This window comes from Bacillus cereus group sp. Bc010, from assembly GCF_027716745.1.
GTDB classification, from domain to species: Bacteria; Bacillota; Bacilli; order Bacillales; family Bacillaceae_G; genus Bacillus_A; species Bacillus_A pacificus.
Genome location: NZ_JAQFUY010000001.1, coordinates 502242 through 519721 on the forward strand (window position 1 = coordinate 502242; position 17480 = coordinate 519721).

The window sequence follows — 17480 nt, forward strand, 5'->3', positions numbered from 1 at the left end:
AAATGAGATGTGAAATAAGAGATAGCGGCGATCATAGCTACTATTTCTTATTTTGTTAATAACTCTCATACTAATTATAAATTTTTTAGTTTATGGAACAAATTTGTTTCGGTGATTGTCTATTATGTGTACGTATAAAGAGGTATTAAGAATTTGAAAGGAATGATGATTTTGAAAAACAAGAGGATGCTAAAAATAGGAATATGCGTTGGTATATTAGGTATAAGTCTTACAAGCTTAGAAGTTTTTAAAGGAGAGACATTGCAAGTTGAAGCGAAAGAAAAGACTGGAAAAGTGAAACATAAAAATCAGGCGACGCATAAAGAGTTCTCTCAACTTGAGAAGAAATTTGATGCACAATTAGGTGTATATGCGATTGATACTGGTACAAATGAAACCATTGCTTATCGACCTAACGAAAGATTTGCCTTTGCATCAACTTACAAAGCTTTAGCGGCAGGAGTATTGCTACAGCAAAACTCAATTGATACATTAAATGAAGTTATCAAATTTACGAAAGAAGACTTAGTGGATTATTCACCTATTACAGAGAAACATATAGATCCTGGAATGACGCTAGGAGAAATTGCAGAGGCTGCAGTTCGTTATAGTGATAATACTGCAGGAAACATTTTATTTCATAAAATAGGCGGACCGAAAGGGTATGAAAAAGCGCTTAGACAGATGGGGGATCGGGTTACTATGTCTGATCGCTTTGAAACAGAGTTAAACGAAGCTATTCCAGGAGACATTCGTGATACTAGTACAGCGAAAGCAATTGCTACGAATCTTAAAGATTTTACGGTCGGAAATGCGCTTCCAGATGATAAACGTAAAGTACTTACAGATTGGATGAAAGGGAATGCAACTGGAGACAAGCTTATTCGTGCGGGCGTACCAACTGACTGGGAAGTTGGAGATAAATCAGGAGCGGGAAGTTATGGAACACGAAATGATATTGCTATCGTTTGGCCACCAAATAGAGCACCAATTATTATCGCAATTTTATCTAGTAAAGATGAGAAAGAAGCTACCTATGATAATCAACTAATTAAAGAGGCGGCTGAAGTTGTAATTGATGCTATTAAATAATAATCTCTTAGTTATTTCAATTATTTACCATATGTTATTGGATGTATAAAATTAGAAAACGATTCTTTTTCGTATGAAAAGAATCGTTTTTGTATTTTTATTATTAAGAGGATAAAGGTAAAATAAATATATATGACGTATTCGATATGAAATTTCATGTACTGTACTATATTCAATAAAAACCAAAATGTATCATATAATTCTGTTAACATAAAATAAGTGTTTTATAAAAATAAAAGGAGAGAATATGAAGAGAAATATTAATAGAATCATATTGTTTATTGGCATATTAGTAGCTTTTATTACTTTTTTATATTTACAGAACAATTTAATAGGTATAACTGAGGTTAAAATAACCTCTAGTAAAATACCCTCCTCTTTTAAAGGGTATAAAATTCTACAAATTTCAGACTTACACAATAAACAATTTGGCAATAAGCAAGGTGTGTTAATTCAAAAAATTGAAAGCATAGACCCAGATATTATTGCGATTACGGGTGATTTAATTGACAGTAAATCATACGATGCAGAAGTTAGTATGCAATTAATACGAGAAATTGTAAAGGAGTATCCTGTATATTTTGTGACAGGAAACCATGAGAAATGGTCAGGAAAATATAATAATTTAGAGAAAGAATTAAAGAATCATCATGTTACTGTTTTAAGAAATGAACATGTTACTATTCAAAAAGGAGAGCAAAAAATAAATTTACTTGGTATTGATGATCCGGAGTTTGTAACTGGAAACCGTGATGAAGGAAATATTGTAAAAGATGCAATTTTAAAAGCGAAATTTGAAATGCCTCCAAATACATTTGATGTATTACTATCCCATAGGCCTGAATTTTTGACAGAATACGCTGATGAGCAACTAGATTTAGTATTATCGGGTCATGCTCATGGAGGGCAAGTTAGATTGCCATTTATTGGCGGGTTAGTTGCTCCGAATCAAGGGGTATTCCCTACATATACAGCTGGTTTATATGAAGAACAAAATACGTCTATGGTAGTAAGTAGAGGATTAGGTAATAGTATCATTCCGCAAAGAATTTTTAATAGGCCAGAACTTGTAGTCGTGCAGCTAAATTAAGCTGTACGATTTTTTTTATACAAAAATGAGTAAAGGGGCTTTCTGTATTTTGCAGGAGTAAACATTACAATTTTGTTAAAAATTTTCTACGTTACATAAAGTAACAAAATTTGACCCGAAGAGTTTGTTATAGTGTAAATAATCAAAAAACTTAAAAATTAGTCGAGTGAAAAATGTGATAAGTAACTCATGTGAAAAAACTTAAAGGGGTGTACACATGCATAAAGAATATGAAATTGAAGAATATACGGCGATTGAGGAACAAATACATTATTATTGTAAATGTTTATTAGTAAGTCATCCTGATCAAATAATTAAGTATTTAGAAAAAAGGTTAGAAAAATACGCAGAAACATTACAATATGCCCATTTATATCCTGATACAGTTATATTACCGTTACAGCAGTTAGTTATCGAGTATTCTTTAGATGTTGCTAGAATTAGAAAATATATGAATTTAAAAACGTAAAATAAAATATATAATTTAAATGAAACAGAGTCGGCTTTAGGAAATGAAATTCTAATGTTGACTCTGTTTCATTGTTTAATATTGTGGATTGAAAATATATACTAATCAATGAAGTTTGACATATAATTACGCAAGAGTAAAATAAAAGTGAGTACTCACTCATTTTGAAAAGGGGGAAGAAAACGTGCAGCAACCTGCAATTATTTTACGAACCGTGTCAAAAAGTTTTGGAAAAAAAGAAGTTTTACACAATCTTTCATTACAAGTTGAAAAAGCAGAGATATTTGGTTTAGTTGGGCCTTCTGGTTCAGGGAAAACGACACTTATTAAATTGATTGCTGGTATTAATGAGCCGACTAAAGGTGAGGTGCTTGTTTACAACACGAACATGCCTAATTTAAATGAGATGAAAAGAATTGGTTATATGGCTCAGGCTGATGCATTATACGAAGAATTATCAGCATATGAAAATGCAGATTTTATGGCAACAATGTATGGATTAAAGGGAAAGCATAAAAAAGAAAGAATTGAAGAGGTTTTTGATCTTGTTCAATTATCACAACATATGAAAAAGCAAGTACAGCATTTTTCGGGAGGTATGAAGAAGCGTTTATCATTAGCGATAGCACTCATTCATGAGCCTGAAATATTAATTTTAGATGAGCCAACAGTGGGGATAGATCCACTTCTTAGAAAAACGATTTGGGAAAAATTTTATGATTTGAAAAAGAAAGGAACTACCATTATTGTAACAACACACATTATGGATGAAGCTGAGTTTTGTGAGCGTCTAGGGTTGATTAGAGAAGGAAAGCTAGTTGCGACTGGAGAGCCTGAAGAATTGAAAAAGCTGGTATCATCAGGACGGATTGAAGATATCTTTTTGTTGGAAGAGGTGGCCCTATCATGAGAGTTACTGGTGTAATTATTCGTATTATTCGCCAATTTTTTCGAGATAAGCGTTCGTTAGCCATGATGTTTGGAGCACCTATGTTATTACTTTGGTTATTATCGCTAGTGTTTACACAAAAAGACTATGTACCGCATATCGCAGTTGTTGATATGCCGGTTCAGGTAGTAAAAGTGATGAAAAATCAGGAAGCGTCAATTTATGAATATAGTAAAGAAAAGGCAATGTCTGAGCTAGAAAATCAAAAGGTAGATGCAGTAATTCGTTTAGAAAATGGAAAAATGAATATTGTATTAGAAGGTAGTGATTCGTCAAAAAATCGTGCTGTACTTCAAATATTACAAAAAAGTACAGAGAAGAACGATGTATCGATAATGAAACCTGAAGTGAATTATTTACATGGCTCTAAAGACTTTACAATGTTTGATGGGCTTGGCCCTGTATTGATCGGTTTCTTTACATTTTTCTTTGTATTTATTTTATCAGGGGTGTCTTTCGTAAGAGAACGTTTAAGCGGTACGTTAGAAAGGTTATTATCGACTCCAATTAAAAGATGGGAAATAGTTGTAGGATATATTATTGGTTTTGGAATCTTTGCATTTATACAATCCATTATAATCGTAAGTTTTTCAGTTTATATTTTAGATTTGTATGTAGCTGGCTCTATATGGCTAACCCTACTTATTACATGTATGCTTTCTTTAACGGCACTAACTTTAGGGACGTTTTTATCAGCATACGCAAATAATGAATTTCAAATGATTCAGTTTATACCGCTTGTCATTGTGCCGCAAATATTCTTTTCTGGTTTGTTTCCAATTGAATCGATGAATAAGTGGCTCCAAATGTTAGGGAAATTATTTCCGCTCACATACGGCGCTGACGCAATGAGACAGGTGATGATTCGAAATCAAGGATTTACAGAGATTGCATTAGATTTAACTGTTTTACTATTTTTCTCAGTATTATTTGCAGTAGGGAATGTGTTTGCATTAAAGAAACATCGAAAAATATAATGATGATACAAAGGGGCATTATAGATGAAGAAGGATTGGCTGGAAGAATTAATTGCCGCAACAAATACAGACCAACGAAATGAACGTCAAATGCGTATATTAGAGGCGGCTGTTGATATGTTTGGAGAAAAAGGCTATGCTTCAACTTCAACAAGTGAAATTGCAAAACGGGCTGGTGTAGCGGAAGGAACAATCTTCCGCTACTATAAAACGAAAAAAGATTTATTGTTAGCAGTTGTCATGCCGACATTAACGAAGTTTGCTGCACCATTTTTCGTGCAAGCATTCGCAAAGGAAATATTTGAATCGGAGTATGAATCATATGAAGGGCTTCTAAGAGTTGTTATTCATAATAGATTTGAATTTGCAAAAAAGCATTTTCCAATGATAAAAATATTAATTCAAGAAGTGCCATTTCAGCCGGAACTGAAAAATGAAATACAGCAGTTAGTTGAAACAGAATTACTTTCACATTTTAAAAAGTTGATTGAAAAGTTTCAAGAAAAAGGGGAAATTATTGAAATGCCCCCAGTTACTGTTTTACGACTTACTTTATCAGCTGTATTAGGTTTATTATTAACACGATTTTTATTATTGCCAGAAGAAAAATGGAATGATGAAGCGGAAATTGAAAATACGATTCAATTCATATTGTACGGATTAACGCCACGAATTTAATCGCAGGCAAAAATGTGTGGCAGTGTGAAGTACATATTTTCCATTAAAAAAATAATAAATCGCCTTTAAAAAGGCGATTTATATCCATTATATATTTTTGATAAATAAGTACTGGTTTACTAAAAATGTTCTAAATTAACGTGTTTCTTTGTCTCTTCTTCTAAGGCCTAATAATCCTGCTAGTCCTAATAAACCGAGCCAAGCCCAATTATTATTTCTATCACGATTATCATTTAAATCATTTGTTGTATTTACATTTCGAGTTCTTACATCATTATTAACTCTGTCTAAGTTATTGTCATTAACTCGAGTTGAAATATCAGTTTTATTAACTCTATTCATATTAGTTCCATCGTATTCAGCTTGTACAGATGTACCTAAAAACATAATAGATAGTGCTAAAACACTTAAAATAGATGATAATTTTTTCTTCATAACGCTCCCTCCTTTCTTACATATTAATTTCTCCAGAGCATGTGTGTATTATTCGTTTCACAGTTTCTAAACCATCATTATAAAGGCCACATTTATAGAAAATAGAGTTGAATGATTGCTAATATATTATTGGCTATATATGTATCATAAAATTAAATGAATCAAACTTTGCTTAAAATGTTAATCTTAGTACAATTTATATTATACGGACTAGCATTAAGGAGGTAATGAAATGCGACAATTTGCAAAACCTACAATCGTTGTAAGTAAATGTTTAGAGTTTGATGCTTGTCGTTATAATGGAGAGATGATTCCCGATGTAACAATACGAAATTTGCAGCCATTTGTTACATTTATACCTGTTTGTCCAGAAGTCGAGATTGGATTGGGGACTCCTCGTGAAACGATACGCATTGTAGAAGAAAAAGGGGTGAATAAACTTATGCAACCGTCTACAAGAGAAGACCTCACTGAAAAAATGGAGCAATTTTCAAATGAATTTTTACAAACGATATCAGATGTGGATGGTTTTATTTTAAAAAATCGTTCGCCAAGTTGTGGTACGCGTGATGTGAAAATTTATTCTGGTTTTGAAAAAGCACCAGCAAAAGGAAAGGGACCTGGTTTATTTGGCGGAGCAGTAATAAAAAATTTTTCGCATCTTCCAATTGAAGAAGAAGGTAGATTGTCGAATTTTATTATTAGAGAACATTTCTTTACAAGGTTATTTACAATCGCATATTACAAGATGATGAAACGGAATAAAAATATGAAAGACCTCGTATCGTTTCAGTCGGATAATAAATATTTATTTATGGCATATAATCAGGTAAAACAAAAGGAATTAGGGCGTATTATTGCAAATCACAAAAATGAAAAGATTGAAGTTGTATTTGAAAATTATGAGAAGACTTTATATGAATTATTTATGCGCACACCCCGCTATACATCGAATGTAAATGTATGTGAGCATATTTTTGGATACTTTAAAACAAAGCTGAAAAAACAAGAAAAAGATCATTTTTTAGATTTGATACAAAAATATAAAGAAAAGAAAATTCCGCTTAGTAGCTTACTTGCAATTTTAAAATCATGGGCTCTTCGATTTGATGAAAAGTATTTATTAAGACAAACATATTTCGAACCATATCCTGAAGCTTTAGTAGAGATTTCAGATTCAGGTAAAGGTAGAGATTATTAAACAAAAAATTACATAATTCGACAATAAAACTCCTATGTTGTTGTAGAACAATGTAGGAATTTTTTTGTGCATTAGTACAGAATCTGTTTTAAAATTAAATTATGACAGAATTATAACAATTATCTAACTAATATTCTTGTCTTTTCATTCGTAATGTTTGTAGTAGAAACTCGCACGCTGTCGAAACTCAATATTCGATAAGGGGTGTGTAGCGGAATGGAATTTACTCTAACTCGCGAAAAACAAATGATTAAAGAAATGGTACGTGACTTTGCTGAAAAGGAAATCGCACCGAAAGCTGTATATTATGACAAAACTGCAGAATTTCCATATGAAACATTTCAAAAAATGGGCGAACTAGGATTATTAGGTATCCCATTCCCAGAAGAGTATGGAGGTTCAGGTGGCGATACTGTATCGTACGCGTTAGCAGTTGAAGAAATTGGTCGTGCTTGTGGTGGAACAGGATTAAGTTACGCTGCAACAATTTCATTAGGTGCTTCTCCAATTTATTATTTCGGTACAGAAGAACAAAAACAGAAATATTTAGTTCCAATGGCATCAGGCAAAACGTTAGGTGCTTTCGGACTAACTGAGCCGAATGCTGGATCTGATGCAGGCGGTACACAAACGAAAGCTATATTAGATGGAGACGAGTATGTTATTAGTGGTGAGAAGTGTTGGATTACAAATGCAGAGTATGCAAACACAATTATTGTAACCGCTGTCAACGGTGTTGAAGAGAATGGTAGAAAACGTATTTCTGCATTTATCGTACCGACTACTAGTGAAGGGTTAACGATTTCAAGCCCTTACGATAAGATGGGCGTACGTGCTTCTAATACATGTGAAATCGTACTTGATGGTGTACGTGTACCGAAAGAAAATATACTTGGTGATGTAAATAAAGGGTTTAAACAATTCTTATATACACTTGATGGAGGACGTATTTCAATCGCAGCATTAGCTGTTGGTATTGCGCAATCTGCATTTGAACGTGCACTGCAATATGCGAAAGAACGTCAACAATTTGGAAAGTCAATTTCTAATTTCCAAGCGATTCAATTTAAATTAGCTGATATGGCGACTGAAGTAGAGCTAGCGCGTAATTTAGTACATAAAGCAGCTTGGTTAAAAGATAACGATAAACCTTTCGGTAAAGAAGCGGCTATGGCAAAACTTTTCGCATCTGAGGCTGCTAGTCGTATTGCCAATCAAGCGGTACAAATTCACGGTGGATACGGCTATATGCGTGAATATGAAGTAGAACGACATATTCGTGATGCAAAACTATTAGAAATTGGTGAAGGAACTTCTGAAATTCAACGTCTTGTAATTGCTAGACATTTAGGATGTAGATAAAAAGGAGGAATCACTATGTTTCAAAAAATATTAATTGCTAATCGCGGGGAAATCGCAGTTCGTATTATGAAAACTTGTCAAAAACTTGGCATTCGCACTGTTGCTATTTATTCTGAGGCAGATGAAAATGCCTTGCATGTAAAAATGGCAAATGAAGCTTACTTAGTAGGTGGGCCGCGTGTCCAAGAAAGCTATTTAAACCTTGAAAAAATTATTGAAATAGCTAAGAAGACAAATGCTGAAGCAATCCATCCGGGGTATGGATTATTATCTGAGAATCCATCTTTTCCGGTTCGTTGTAAAGAAGAAGGAATCGTATTTATCGGTCCATCAGAAGAAATCATTACGAAGATGGGAAGTAAAATCGAATCACGTATTGCGATGCAAGCTGCAGATGTGCCAGTAGTTCCGGGTATTACTACAAATATTGAAACTGCTGAAGAAGCAATTGAAATTGCTAAACAAATTGGTTATCCATTAATGTTGAAGGCATCCGCAGGAGGCGGAGGCATTGGAATGCAGTTGATGGAAACTGAGCAAACGCTCACCAAAGCATTTGAAAGTAACAAAACGAGAGCACAAAACTTCTTCGGTAATGGAGAAATGTATTTAGAGCGCTATATTGCAGATGCACATCATATTGAAATTCAGCTTTTAGCAGATACACATGGTAACACAGTGTATTTATGGGAGCGTGAATGTTCAGTGCAGCGCCGAAATCAGAAAGTAATTGAAGAAGCACCTTCACCATTTTTAGATGAAGGTACACGAAAAGCGATGGGTGAAGTTGTTGTACAAGCTGCTAAAGCTCTAGGGTATACAAATGCTGGTACAGTTGAGTTTCTAGTAGATGATCAGAAGAACTTCTATTTCTTAGAGATGAATACGAGATTACAAGTAGAGCATCCAGTTACAGAGGAAATTACTGGTTTAGATCTTGTAGAACAACAACTTCTAATTGCATATGGTGAAAAATTATCGTTTACACAAAATGATGTAAAACGTAGTGGTCATGCCATCGAGGCACGTATTTATGCAGAAGATCCGAAAACCTTCTTCCCATCACCTGGGAAAATTACAGATTTAACGCTTCCAACAAATGTACGTATTGATCACTTTTTGGAGAATCAAGTAACGATTACACCTTTCTATGATCCAATGATTGCGAAAGTCATTGCTCATGGTGAAACGCGTGAAGAAGCAATTTCCAAATTACACGATGCATTAGAAGAATTAAAAGTAGAAGGTATTAAAACGAACACGCCAATGCTACTTCAAGTATTAGAGGACGAAGTGTTTAAAGAGGGCATTTATACAACAGGTTTTGTAACGAAACAACTTGTTAAAAAATAAGATTTAACAATACTAAGGGGGAAAAAATGATGACGAAAGTATATGCATCGATGGCAGGAAACGTTTGGAAGATTGTTGTAGGAGTAGGGGATACAGTAGAGGAAGAACAGGATGTCGTCATTTTGGAATCTATGAAAATGGAAATTCCAATCGTTTCAGAAGAAGCTGGCACAGTTATGAAAATTAATGTGCAAGAAGGCGATTTTGTAAATGAAGGAGATGTATTACTAGAAATTGAATAGGGAGATATAGGGGGAAGCGAATTGAAACTACCTAATTTTGCTGTCATTAAAGAAGTCGGGCCACGTGATGGCTTACAAAATGAAAAAAAGATTGTTGGCACAAAAGATAAAGTAAAATGGATTCAACTACTTACAGAGGCTGGATTATCGTACGTTGAAGTTTCCTCATTCGTTCACCCTAAATGGGTCCCTGCATTAGCAGATGCAAATGATGTGTTTTCTGAGCTGAAAAGGGATCCAAATGTTACATATGCAGCGCTTGTTCCAAATCAAAATGGTTTGGAGCGAGCTTTTTTGCAAAATGTAGATGAGGTGAATGTTTTTTTATCAGCAAGTGAATCTCATAATAAAAGCAATATTAATAAATCAATTCAAGAAGCATTAGTTGTAATTGAAGATATAACAAAACAGGCATTATTCGAAGGGAAAAAAGTAAGAGGCTATGTTTCTACTGTATTTGGATGTCCTTATGAAGGCGATATAAGCGTCATAGCAGTTGACGAATTATGTGATCAACTATTTTCATACGGCATTTATGAAGTGTCTCTTGGTGACACAATCGGAGTAGCGAATCCGTTACAAGTAGAGCGAGTATTAGAGCATTTATTAAAGAAATATAATGCTTCACAGTTTGCAATGCACTTCCATAATACGTACGGAATGGCTCTTGCGAATGTAGTAAAGTCTTTAGAATATGGTATTACAACATTTGATAGTTCTTGTGGTGGTCTTGGCGGCTGTCCATATGCACCAGGAGCATCGGGCAATGTTGCAACTGATGACTTAGTTCATATGCTCCATAAGTTAGGGGTCCAAACGAATATTGATGAAGAGAAGTTATTGAGAGCGAGTCAATTTATTCAAAGTAAATTAAATATCCAATTACCGAGTCATGTGTATAGAGCGCTTCAACATAAAACGATAAGTAGGTGAGAAGATGCTACAATTACAAAATATTTCAGTTGATTATGTAACACCGCACGTTGTAAAGATTTCATTAAATCGTGAAAGACAAGCAAACTCATTATCTTTAGCGTTATTAGAAGAGTTACAAAACATATTAACTCAAATAAATGAAGAGGCAAATACTCGTGTAGTTATTCTAACAGGTGCTGGTGAAAAAGCGTTTTGTGCTGGTGCTGATTTAAAAGAACGCGCTGGTATGAATGAAGAACAAGTTCGCCATGCTGTTAGTATGATTCGTACTACTATGGAAATGGTTGAACAATTACCACAGCCAGTTATTGCTGCTATAAATGGCATCGCACTTGGTGGTGGTACGGAATTAAGTTTAGCTTGTGATTTTAGAATTGCGGCTGAATCTGCAAGTCTTGGTCTTACTGAAACTACACTTGCAATTATACCAGGAGCGGGTGGTACTCAGCGATTGCCAAGATTAATTGGTGTTGGTAGAGCGAAAGAATTAATTTATACAGGAAGACGTATTTCAGCAAAAGAAGCGAAAGAATATGGTCTAGTAGAATTTGTTGTACCAGCTCATTTACTTGAAGAAAAAGCAATTGAAATAGCAGAGAAAATTGCTAGTAATGGCCCTATTGCTGTTCGATTAGCGAAAGAAGCAATTTCAAACGGTATTCAAGTTGATTTACATACCGGATTACAAATGGAAAAACAAGCGTATGAAGGTGTAATCCATACGAAAGATAGATTAGAAGGATTACAGGCATTCAAGGAAAAACGCACACCAATGTATAAGGGGGAGTAAATATGTTAGATCAAAAACAACAATCGAATACATTTGAAGAACGAGTTGAAACGATTAAACAAGGCGGCGCACCAAAATATCATGAACAAAACAAAGCGAAAGGTAAACTATTCGTTCGAGATCGCTTAGCTCTTTTATTTGATAATGGTGAATATGTAGAAGATGCATTATTTGCAAATTGTGAACAAACAGGGTTACCCGCTGATGGTGTTATAACAGCAACGGGTAAAATACATGGTCGTACAGCATGCGTAATGGCGAATGATTCAACAGTAAAGGCTGGATCATGGGGTGCACGTACAGTCGAAAAGATTTTACGTATTCAAGAAACGGCAGAAAAATTACGTGTTCCGTTATTTTATTTAGTTGACTCTGCTGGAGCACGTATTACTGATCAAGTTGAAATGTTCCCAGGGCGCCGCGGTGCAGGAAGAATCTTCTATAATCAAGTGAAATTATCAGGTAAAGTTCCTCAAGTATGCTTGTTATTTGGACCTTCTGCAGCTGGTGGTGCTTATATTCCAGCCTTTTGTGACGTTGTAATGATGGTTGAGGGAAATGCATCTATGTATTTAGGATCTCCTCGTATGGCTGAGATGGTTATCGGTGAGAAGGTAACGTTAGAAGAGATGGGCGGAGCTCGTATGCATTGCTCTGTATCAGGATGCGGAGATGTTTTATGTAAGACAGAAGAAGATGCAATTACACAAGCAAGACAATACATTTCATATTTTCCAAACAACTACTTAGAAAAGACTCCATTAGTTACACCTCAAGAACCGAAACAATTCGATAAAACGTTAGAAGAAATCATTCCAGAAAATCAAAATGCTCCTTTCAATATGAAAGATCTTATTAATAGAGTTATTGATGAAGGTTCTTTCTATGAAGTGAAAAAATTATTTGCTCAAGAACTCATTACAGGTTTAGCACGTATTGATGGTAAGCCAGTTGGTATTATTGCAAATCAACCGCGTATGAAAGGCGGCGTATTATTCCACGATTCAGCTGATAAAGCAGCGAAATTTATTAATTTATGCGATGCATATCATATTCCGTTACTATTCCTTGCAGATGTACCTGGATTTATGATTGGTACAAAAGTAGAACGTGCTGGTATTATTCGTCACGGTGCAAAAATGATTTCCGCAATGAGTGAAGCAACTGTACCGAAAATTTCTATCGTTGTTCGTAAAGCATATGGTGCTGGTTTATATGCGATGGCAGGTCCAGCTTTTGAACCAGATTGCTGCCTAGCATTACCAACAGCTTCTATTGCGGTAATGGGTCCAGAAGCCGCGGTCAATGCTGTATATGCAAATAAGATTGCAGCTTTACCTGAAGAAGAGCGTGATAGCTTCATTGCTGAAAAACGCGAAGAGTATAAGAAAGATATTGATATTTACCATTTAGCATCAGAGATGGTCATTGATGGTATTGTTCATCCGAACAATTTAAGAGAAGAGTTAAAAGGACGATTCGAAATGTATATGAGTAAATATCAAGTGTTTACGGATCGTAAACATCCTGTTTATCCAGTTTAAAAGCCCTATTTAGGGCTTTCTTGCTCAAAAAGTCAAGGAGGGGAAAACATTGAAACAAGCAGTTTGGTTTCCAACAGAAGAGTATAAAGAAAAAACGCGTTTATATGGTTGGATGAAATCATTGGGCTATGAAGATTATGAAACGTTTTATAATAAGTCAATCGAAGAAACAGCTTGGTTTTGGGGAGAAGCTGAGAAAGCAGTTGGCTATCAATGGATGAAACCTTATACAGAAGTGCTAGATTTAGAAAATGGTACGCCATTTGCACAGTGGTATAATGGCGGAACATGTAATGTTGTAGAATCGGTTTTATCACGCTGGCTTGCAGATGATGAAACGAGGACACAACCAGCACTTCAGTATGAAGGGGAAAATGGAACTTCAAAATCATTTACATATGAGGAGCTTGATAGCTGGGTAAGTCGCGTTGCAAACGGTTTGAAACATGCGGGTATTGAAAAAGGTGATCGTGTCACAATTTATATGCCGATGATTCCAGAAACCGTTGTTGCGATGCTAGCGGTTATGAAGATCGGAGCAATTATTTCACCAATATTCTCAGGATTTGCATCTGATGCAGTCATGACACGTGTACAAGCGGCAGGGTCTAAAATGATTATTACTGCAGATGGTTTTTCACGCCGAGGTAAAATTGTTTCATTAAAAGATGAAGTAGATAAAGCTTGTGAGCATTGTCCAACTGTTGAAAAAGTTGTTATCGTGCGTCATGCAGGAAATGATTTTACACCGCATAATTATGATTTCTCATGGAGTACGTTAGAAAAAGAAAAACCATTTGTACATGCTGAAGAAATGCATAGTGATGATCCATTAATGCTCATTTATACATCAGGTACTACTGGAAAACCGAAAGGGACAGTACACACTCATGCTGGATTTCCTTTAAAAGCAGCTTTTGATGCGGGATTTGGAATGAATATCAAACAAGGTGACCGCGTATTATGGGTAACTGATATGGGATGGATGATGGGACCATTTTTATTATTTGGCTCTCTCATTAATGGAGCAACGATGGTTATGTATGAAGGTGTTCCGGACTTTCCAGAAGCAGATCGTTTATGGGAGACAGTTGATAAATATGAAATTACACATCTCGGTATATCACCAACATTAATTCGTGCGTTAATGGCAAAAGGTGATAAGTATGTAAATAAACATTCACTCAAGAGTTTAGAAGTATTTGCTTCAACAGGTGAGCCTTGGAATCCAGATCCTTGGATGTGGCTATTTGAAACAGTTGGAAAAAGTAATGTACCAATTTGTAACTATTCAGGCGGGACTGAAATTTCTGGTGGGATTTTCGGGAACGTCCTTATTAAACCAATTGCACCGATTAGCTTTAACGCTTCTTTACCAGGAATGGCAGCGGTTGTGCTCGATGATCAAGGCAATCCGATTCGTGATGAAGTTGGAGAATTATGTTTAGAGAAACCTTGGGTTGGTATGACGAAAAGTTTCTGGGAAGACGATGAGCGTTATGTGAACACATATTGGTCACGTTTTGAAAATAAATGGGTTCATGGTGACTGGGTTGTTTACGATGGTGAGCAATATATTATTACAGGACGCTCGGATGATACGTTAAACATTGCTGGGAAACGTATTGGACCTGCTGAATATGAATCAATTCTTGTAAAGCATAATGATGTCATAGAAGCTGCCGCGATTGGTGTACCAGATGATGTAAAAGGTGAAGTCTGTCATTGTTTTGTAGTATTAAGAGATAATGTAACATTTACTGAAGAATTAAAGAAAGAATTAATGAGTTTAGTAAACTCTCATATTGGAAAAGCATTATGTCCAAAAGATATTCACGTTGTAGAAGATTTACCGAAAACACGTAATTCTAAAGTAATGCGACGCGTCATTAAAGCCGCTTATTTAGGAAAAGAATTAGGCGATTTATCGTCACTTGTGAATCCTGAGGTAGTTCCGTTTATTCAGGGGTTGCAGTCTAGTAAATTATAAAGTTAGAAAGGAGCTCTATATAAATAGTGCTCCTTTTTTATTTTTATGAAAAGAGAAGAAGTGCAGTTGATGAAGAAGAAAAATTCTACTATTGGTGTTAAGTATGTTTTATAGTTTTAATCTAAATACGATATTATGGGATGTTTATTCAATGGAGAAATATTAATTTACAACAACAAGGTGATGACAAAGCGTGACTGCTTATATGTCTGTTTAAACCTTTACGCGTTAATATATAAAAAGCTGACTATACTCAGTCAGCTTTTTATATATTACATTCTAGTATTTATCTTGCTATTTGCCAGACAGTAATGCCCCCACTTCAAAATTCAGCGAAAGCAAGGAAGTAGGTGTGGGATCAACTTTCCGGAAAAGCCCGATTGGTTCTAAAAGACATATTCTTGCCTTTAAGTTGACATCGAAAATATTACCAATTCTTCCTTTTACAATGGCAACAAATAAAGAAACATTTACAACGACACTTATTTCGTTTAGAACTCCAATCATCATCACGATGACACTTTTCTTTAGATTTCCACCAATCATCATTACAATGTTTTTCCTGAGAACTCCAATCATCATCACAATGACACTTTTCTTTAGATTTCCACCAATCATCATTACAACGCTTTTTCTGAGAACTCCAATCATCATCACAATGATGTTTTTCTTTAGATTTCCACCAATCATTACAACAATGCTTTTTTTGAGAACTCCAGCAATCATTTTTCCAGGACATTCATTTCTACCTCCTTTCAATAGTGTTCATATTATTCTATGTTTTAATAAAAAAATGGCTTGTTTATTAACCTACTATTTTACCTTTATATGATAGAGTGCTTTCTACTTGATATAGAGTTCATACAAACTATGCTAATTTTCAAGAGATAGTAGAGAGAACTTTTATTTATGATATTGTTCAATAAACACTTGTTGAAGAAAACGTTATGTTTATAAATAATATCTTATTTTGGAGTACGCTTTTCTGAATGTATATTTCATAATAGCGAAGGAAAAACCTACTATATTAGCGCAAACAAAGTCTATGTATATGTGAAGCAATGGGGAAATCTGGTGCACCTTTAAGGGGCGACTTATTTAAAAGAAAAAAGATTTTTTTAGAAAGTGGTGCTTAAACATTAAATGAAGTAGGAATAAATTCACGGCTTCTAATGAAACAAGCTTTTAATTAGGAGAGGTATGTTTTTATAGTTAATAATGCAAGAAGAGTTTAGTACAATCGTTTGTTTTTTTCTTTCTATGTGTTTGCCTCGTACCCTTTTTAGCTAGTGGACATACTTTACTAATAGAAAGGATTAGGGGGTGAGGTATTGGGTTCTCGATTTAATAATTGTAAAAAGAAGTGTACATGTAAACAGGATGATTGTTGGGAAGTATTCGAAGAGTGTAAAAAAGAACAGCATGAGAAATGTGATAATTCTTGTGTACAAGGAATTAGAGATGAACTTAAGAAATTAATTAATCGAACAGTTCAAATTAATACAGAGGGACGTACTTATGTAGGTACTGTTTCGTCTGTAAGTTGTGATGTAGTTAAGCTTGCAGCTATTCCTGGATCGGTTGGAGTAATTATTTCCATTTGCAAAATTGAAGCAATTTTCCCACCTGTTACAACGGTTACTGCTGAGTTTGATTTTAATGGTGTCGATGTAGCAAATAAAGCATAATTATGCTGTTTATTTGTAAAGCCATTCATATGAATGGCTTTATTTTAATTTTGTATAAAAGGAGAATATATTCTTTACGTAGAATTAAGGTTGAGGCTAAAAATAATGCTTTAAGAAAGGAGAATAGGAATGATTAGACTAGAGCCTTTTAAAAGAAAGGATTTTAAACAGTTAATGAACTGGATTCATTCTGAGGATTTTTTAATACAATGGTCAGGAAATGCATTTACATATCCTTTAAATGATCAGCAATTAGAACAATATATAGAAAGTATAAATACACTTGCATTTAAAGTAATAGATGAAGAGACTAAAGAAGTAATTGGTCATATTTCACTTGGACAAATTGATAATATAAATAGATCTGCAAGAATTGGAAAAGTACTAGTTGGTGATACGAAAATGCGAGGACGTTCTATAGGGAAACATATGATGAAAGCAGTACTTCATGTTGCTTTTGAAGAATTAAAACTACATAGAGTAACACTTGGTGTTTATGATTTTAATACATCAGCCATTTCATGTTATGAAAAAATAGGATTTGTAAAAGAAGGTTTATTAAGAGAGTCAAAAAAAGTAGGGGAAATGTATTGGAATTTATGGGAAATGAGTATGTTAGAATATGAATGGAGAGCTAAAAAATAATCATTTCCTATAATTATATTATGTTAATTAAAAGAGGGT

18 protein-coding genes are annotated in these 17480 nt (G+C 34.5%); 16 read left to right on the forward strand and 2 right to left on the reverse strand.

Translation table 11 applies throughout. From position 1 onward, the window contains the following. The first annotated feature begins 144 nt into the window (after positions 1-144). The 6 genes from bla to PDQ68_RS02575 all read left to right on the forward strand — a co-directional run bounded on the left by bla (position 145) and on the right by PDQ68_RS02575 (position 5255). Entirely contained in the window at positions 145-1092 is a 948-nt protein-coding gene (bla, locus tag PDQ68_RS02550) for a class A beta-lactamase Bla1 (protein WP_410973846.1), read from the forward strand. Positions 1093-1339: 247 nt separating this feature from the next. Beyond that, on the forward strand, positions 1340-2182 hold the full coding sequence (locus tag PDQ68_RS02555; protein WP_016717525.1) for a metallophosphoesterase: 843 nt from the start codon (positions 1340-1342) through the stop codon (positions 2180-2182). Between the two features lie 217 nt (positions 2183-2399). Beyond that, positions 2400-2651 (forward strand): hypothetical protein, encoded by a 252-nt coding sequence (locus PDQ68_RS02560; RefSeq protein ID WP_000548621.1) that lies wholly within the window; start codon positions 2400-2402, stop codon positions 2649-2651. Positions 2652-2835: 184 nt separating this feature from the next. Beyond that, the gene (locus tag PDQ68_RS02565) at positions 2836-3561 is read left to right on the forward strand and encodes an ABC transporter ATP-binding protein (RefSeq protein WP_061182330.1); all 726 of its coding nucleotides are present in this window, start codon (positions 2836-2838) and stop codon (positions 3559-3561) included. Further along, on the forward strand, positions 3558-4577 hold the full coding sequence (locus tag PDQ68_RS02570) for an ABC transporter permease (protein WP_001266750.1): 1020 nt from the start codon (positions 3558-3560) through the stop codon (positions 4575-4577). The genes PDQ68_RS02565 and PDQ68_RS02570 overlap by 4 nt, the downstream gene beginning before the upstream one ends. A 24-nt stretch (positions 4578-4601) precedes the next feature. After that, a complete protein-coding gene (locus PDQ68_RS02575; protein WP_016717527.1) occupies positions 4602-5255 on the forward strand; it encodes a TetR/AcrR family transcriptional regulator in 654 nt (217 codons plus the stop codon). A 135-nt stretch (positions 5256-5390) separates the two neighbouring features. Here the strand turns inward: PDQ68_RS02575 and PDQ68_RS02580 are convergent, their stop codons facing one another. Next, a complete protein-coding gene (locus PDQ68_RS02580) occupies positions 5391-5690 on the reverse strand; it encodes a WGxxGxxG family protein (protein WP_016717528.1) in 300 nt (99 codons plus the stop codon). A 232-nt stretch (positions 5691-5922) separates the two neighbouring features. On the opposite strand from PDQ68_RS02580, the gene PDQ68_RS02585 reads away from it, so the two are divergent. The 8 genes from PDQ68_RS02585 to PDQ68_RS02620 all read left to right on the forward strand — a co-directional run bounded on the left by PDQ68_RS02585 (position 5923) and on the right by PDQ68_RS02620 (position 15108). Next, complete coding sequence (locus tag PDQ68_RS02585) at positions 5923-6891, forward strand: YbgA family protein (protein WP_061182900.1); 969 nt, start codon at positions 5923-5925, stop codon at positions 6889-6891. A 216-nt stretch (positions 6892-7107) separates the two neighbouring features. Then, positions 7108-8253 (forward strand): acyl-CoA dehydrogenase, encoded by a 1146-nt coding sequence (locus PDQ68_RS02590; protein WP_000397274.1) that lies wholly within the window; start codon positions 7108-7110, stop codon positions 8251-8253. A 15-nt stretch (positions 8254-8268) separates the two neighbouring features. Beyond that, positions 8269-9606 carry an acetyl-CoA carboxylase biotin carboxylase subunit gene (locus PDQ68_RS02595; RefSeq protein ID WP_270786575.1) on the forward strand — a complete coding sequence of 446 codons (1338 nt, stop codon included), beginning with the start codon at positions 8269-8271 and terminating at the stop codon, positions 9604-9606. 26 nt (positions 9607-9632) lie between these two features. Next, positions 9633-9848 carry an acetyl-CoA carboxylase biotin carboxyl carrier protein subunit gene (locus tag PDQ68_RS02600; RefSeq protein ID WP_001985297.1) on the forward strand — a complete coding sequence of 72 codons (216 nt, stop codon included), beginning with the start codon at positions 9633-9635 and terminating at the stop codon, positions 9846-9848. A gap of 21 nt (positions 9849-9869) precedes the next feature. Next, positions 9870-10781 carry a hydroxymethylglutaryl-CoA lyase gene (gene mvaB, locus PDQ68_RS02605; protein WP_016717531.1) on the forward strand — a complete coding sequence of 304 codons (912 nt, stop codon included), beginning with the start codon at positions 9870-9872 and terminating at the stop codon, positions 10779-10781. 4 nt (positions 10782-10785) lie between these two features. Further along, entirely contained in the window at positions 10786-11574 is a 789-nt protein-coding gene (locus PDQ68_RS02610; protein ID WP_000939803.1) for an enoyl-CoA hydratase, read from the forward strand. A 2-nt stretch (positions 11575-11576) separates the two neighbouring features. Beyond that, positions 11577-13118 (forward strand): acyl-CoA carboxylase subunit beta, encoded by a 1542-nt coding sequence (locus PDQ68_RS02615; RefSeq protein ID WP_000886752.1) that lies wholly within the window; start codon positions 11577-11579, stop codon positions 13116-13118. A gap of 49 nt (positions 13119-13167) precedes the next feature. Continuing rightward, complete coding sequence (locus PDQ68_RS02620; RefSeq protein ID WP_000806485.1) at positions 13168-15108, forward strand: AMP-binding protein; 1941 nt, start codon at positions 13168-13170, stop codon at positions 15106-15108. Between the two features lie 294 nt (positions 15109-15402). On the opposite strand, the gene PDQ68_RS02625 is transcribed toward PDQ68_RS02620, so the two are convergent. After that, positions 15403-15867: a hypothetical protein gene (locus PDQ68_RS02625; protein WP_201027244.1), complete on the reverse strand. Its 465-nt coding sequence runs from the start codon at positions 15865-15867 to the stop codon at positions 15403-15405. A gap of 572 nt (positions 15868-16439) precedes the next feature. Here PDQ68_RS02625 and PDQ68_RS02630 point away from each other — a divergent pair. Both PDQ68_RS02630 and PDQ68_RS02635 read left to right on the forward strand, forming a co-directional pair. Continuing rightward, complete coding sequence (locus PDQ68_RS02630; RefSeq protein WP_000535574.1) at positions 16440-16796, forward strand: hypothetical protein; 357 nt, start codon at positions 16440-16442, stop codon at positions 16794-16796. Between the two features lie 129 nt (positions 16797-16925). Beyond that, positions 16926-17441 carry a GNAT family N-acetyltransferase gene (locus tag PDQ68_RS02635; RefSeq protein WP_061182902.1) on the forward strand — a complete coding sequence of 172 codons (516 nt, stop codon included), beginning with the start codon at positions 16926-16928 and terminating at the stop codon, positions 17439-17441. Positions 17442-17480 lie beyond the last annotated feature (39 nt).

Coding starts and splice junctions, on each gene's coding strand:
- PDQ68_RS02555 (WP_016717525.1), top strand. CDS start 1,340: ATGAAGAGAAATATTAATAGAATCATATTGTTTATTGGCATATTAGTA.
- PDQ68_RS02560 (WP_000548621.1), top strand. CDS start 2,400: ATGCATAAAGAATATGAAATTGAAGAATATACGGCGATTGAGGAACAA.
- PDQ68_RS02570 (WP_001266750.1), top strand. CDS start 3,558: ATGAGAGTTACTGGTGTAATTATTCGTATTATTCGCCAATTTTTTCGA.
- PDQ68_RS02575 (WP_016717527.1), top strand. CDS start 4,602: ATGAAGAAGGATTGGCTGGAAGAATTAATTGCCGCAACAAATACAGAC.
- PDQ68_RS02580 (WP_016717528.1), bottom strand. CDS start 5,690: ATGAAGAAAAAATTATCATCTATTTTAAGTGTTTTAGCACTATCTATT.
- PDQ68_RS02585 (WP_061182900.1), top strand. CDS start 5,923: ATGCGACAATTTGCAAAACCTACAATCGTTGTAAGTAAATGTTTAGAG.
- PDQ68_RS02590 (WP_000397274.1), top strand. CDS start 7,108: ATGGAATTTACTCTAACTCGCGAAAAACAAATGATTAAAGAAATGGTA.
- PDQ68_RS02595 (WP_270786575.1), top strand. CDS start 8,269: ATGTTTCAAAAAATATTAATTGCTAATCGCGGGGAAATCGCAGTTCGT.
- PDQ68_RS02600 (WP_001985297.1), top strand. CDS start 9,633: ATGATGACGAAAGTATATGCATCGATGGCAGGAAACGTTTGGAAGATT.
- PDQ68_RS02610 (WP_000939803.1), top strand. CDS start 10,786: ATGCTACAATTACAAAATATTTCAGTTGATTATGTAACACCGCACGTT.
- PDQ68_RS02615 (WP_000886752.1), top strand. CDS start 11,577: ATGTTAGATCAAAAACAACAATCGAATACATTTGAAGAACGAGTTGAA.
- PDQ68_RS02635 (WP_061182902.1), top strand. CDS start 16,926: ATGATTAGACTAGAGCCTTTTAAAAGAAAGGATTTTAAACAGTTAATG.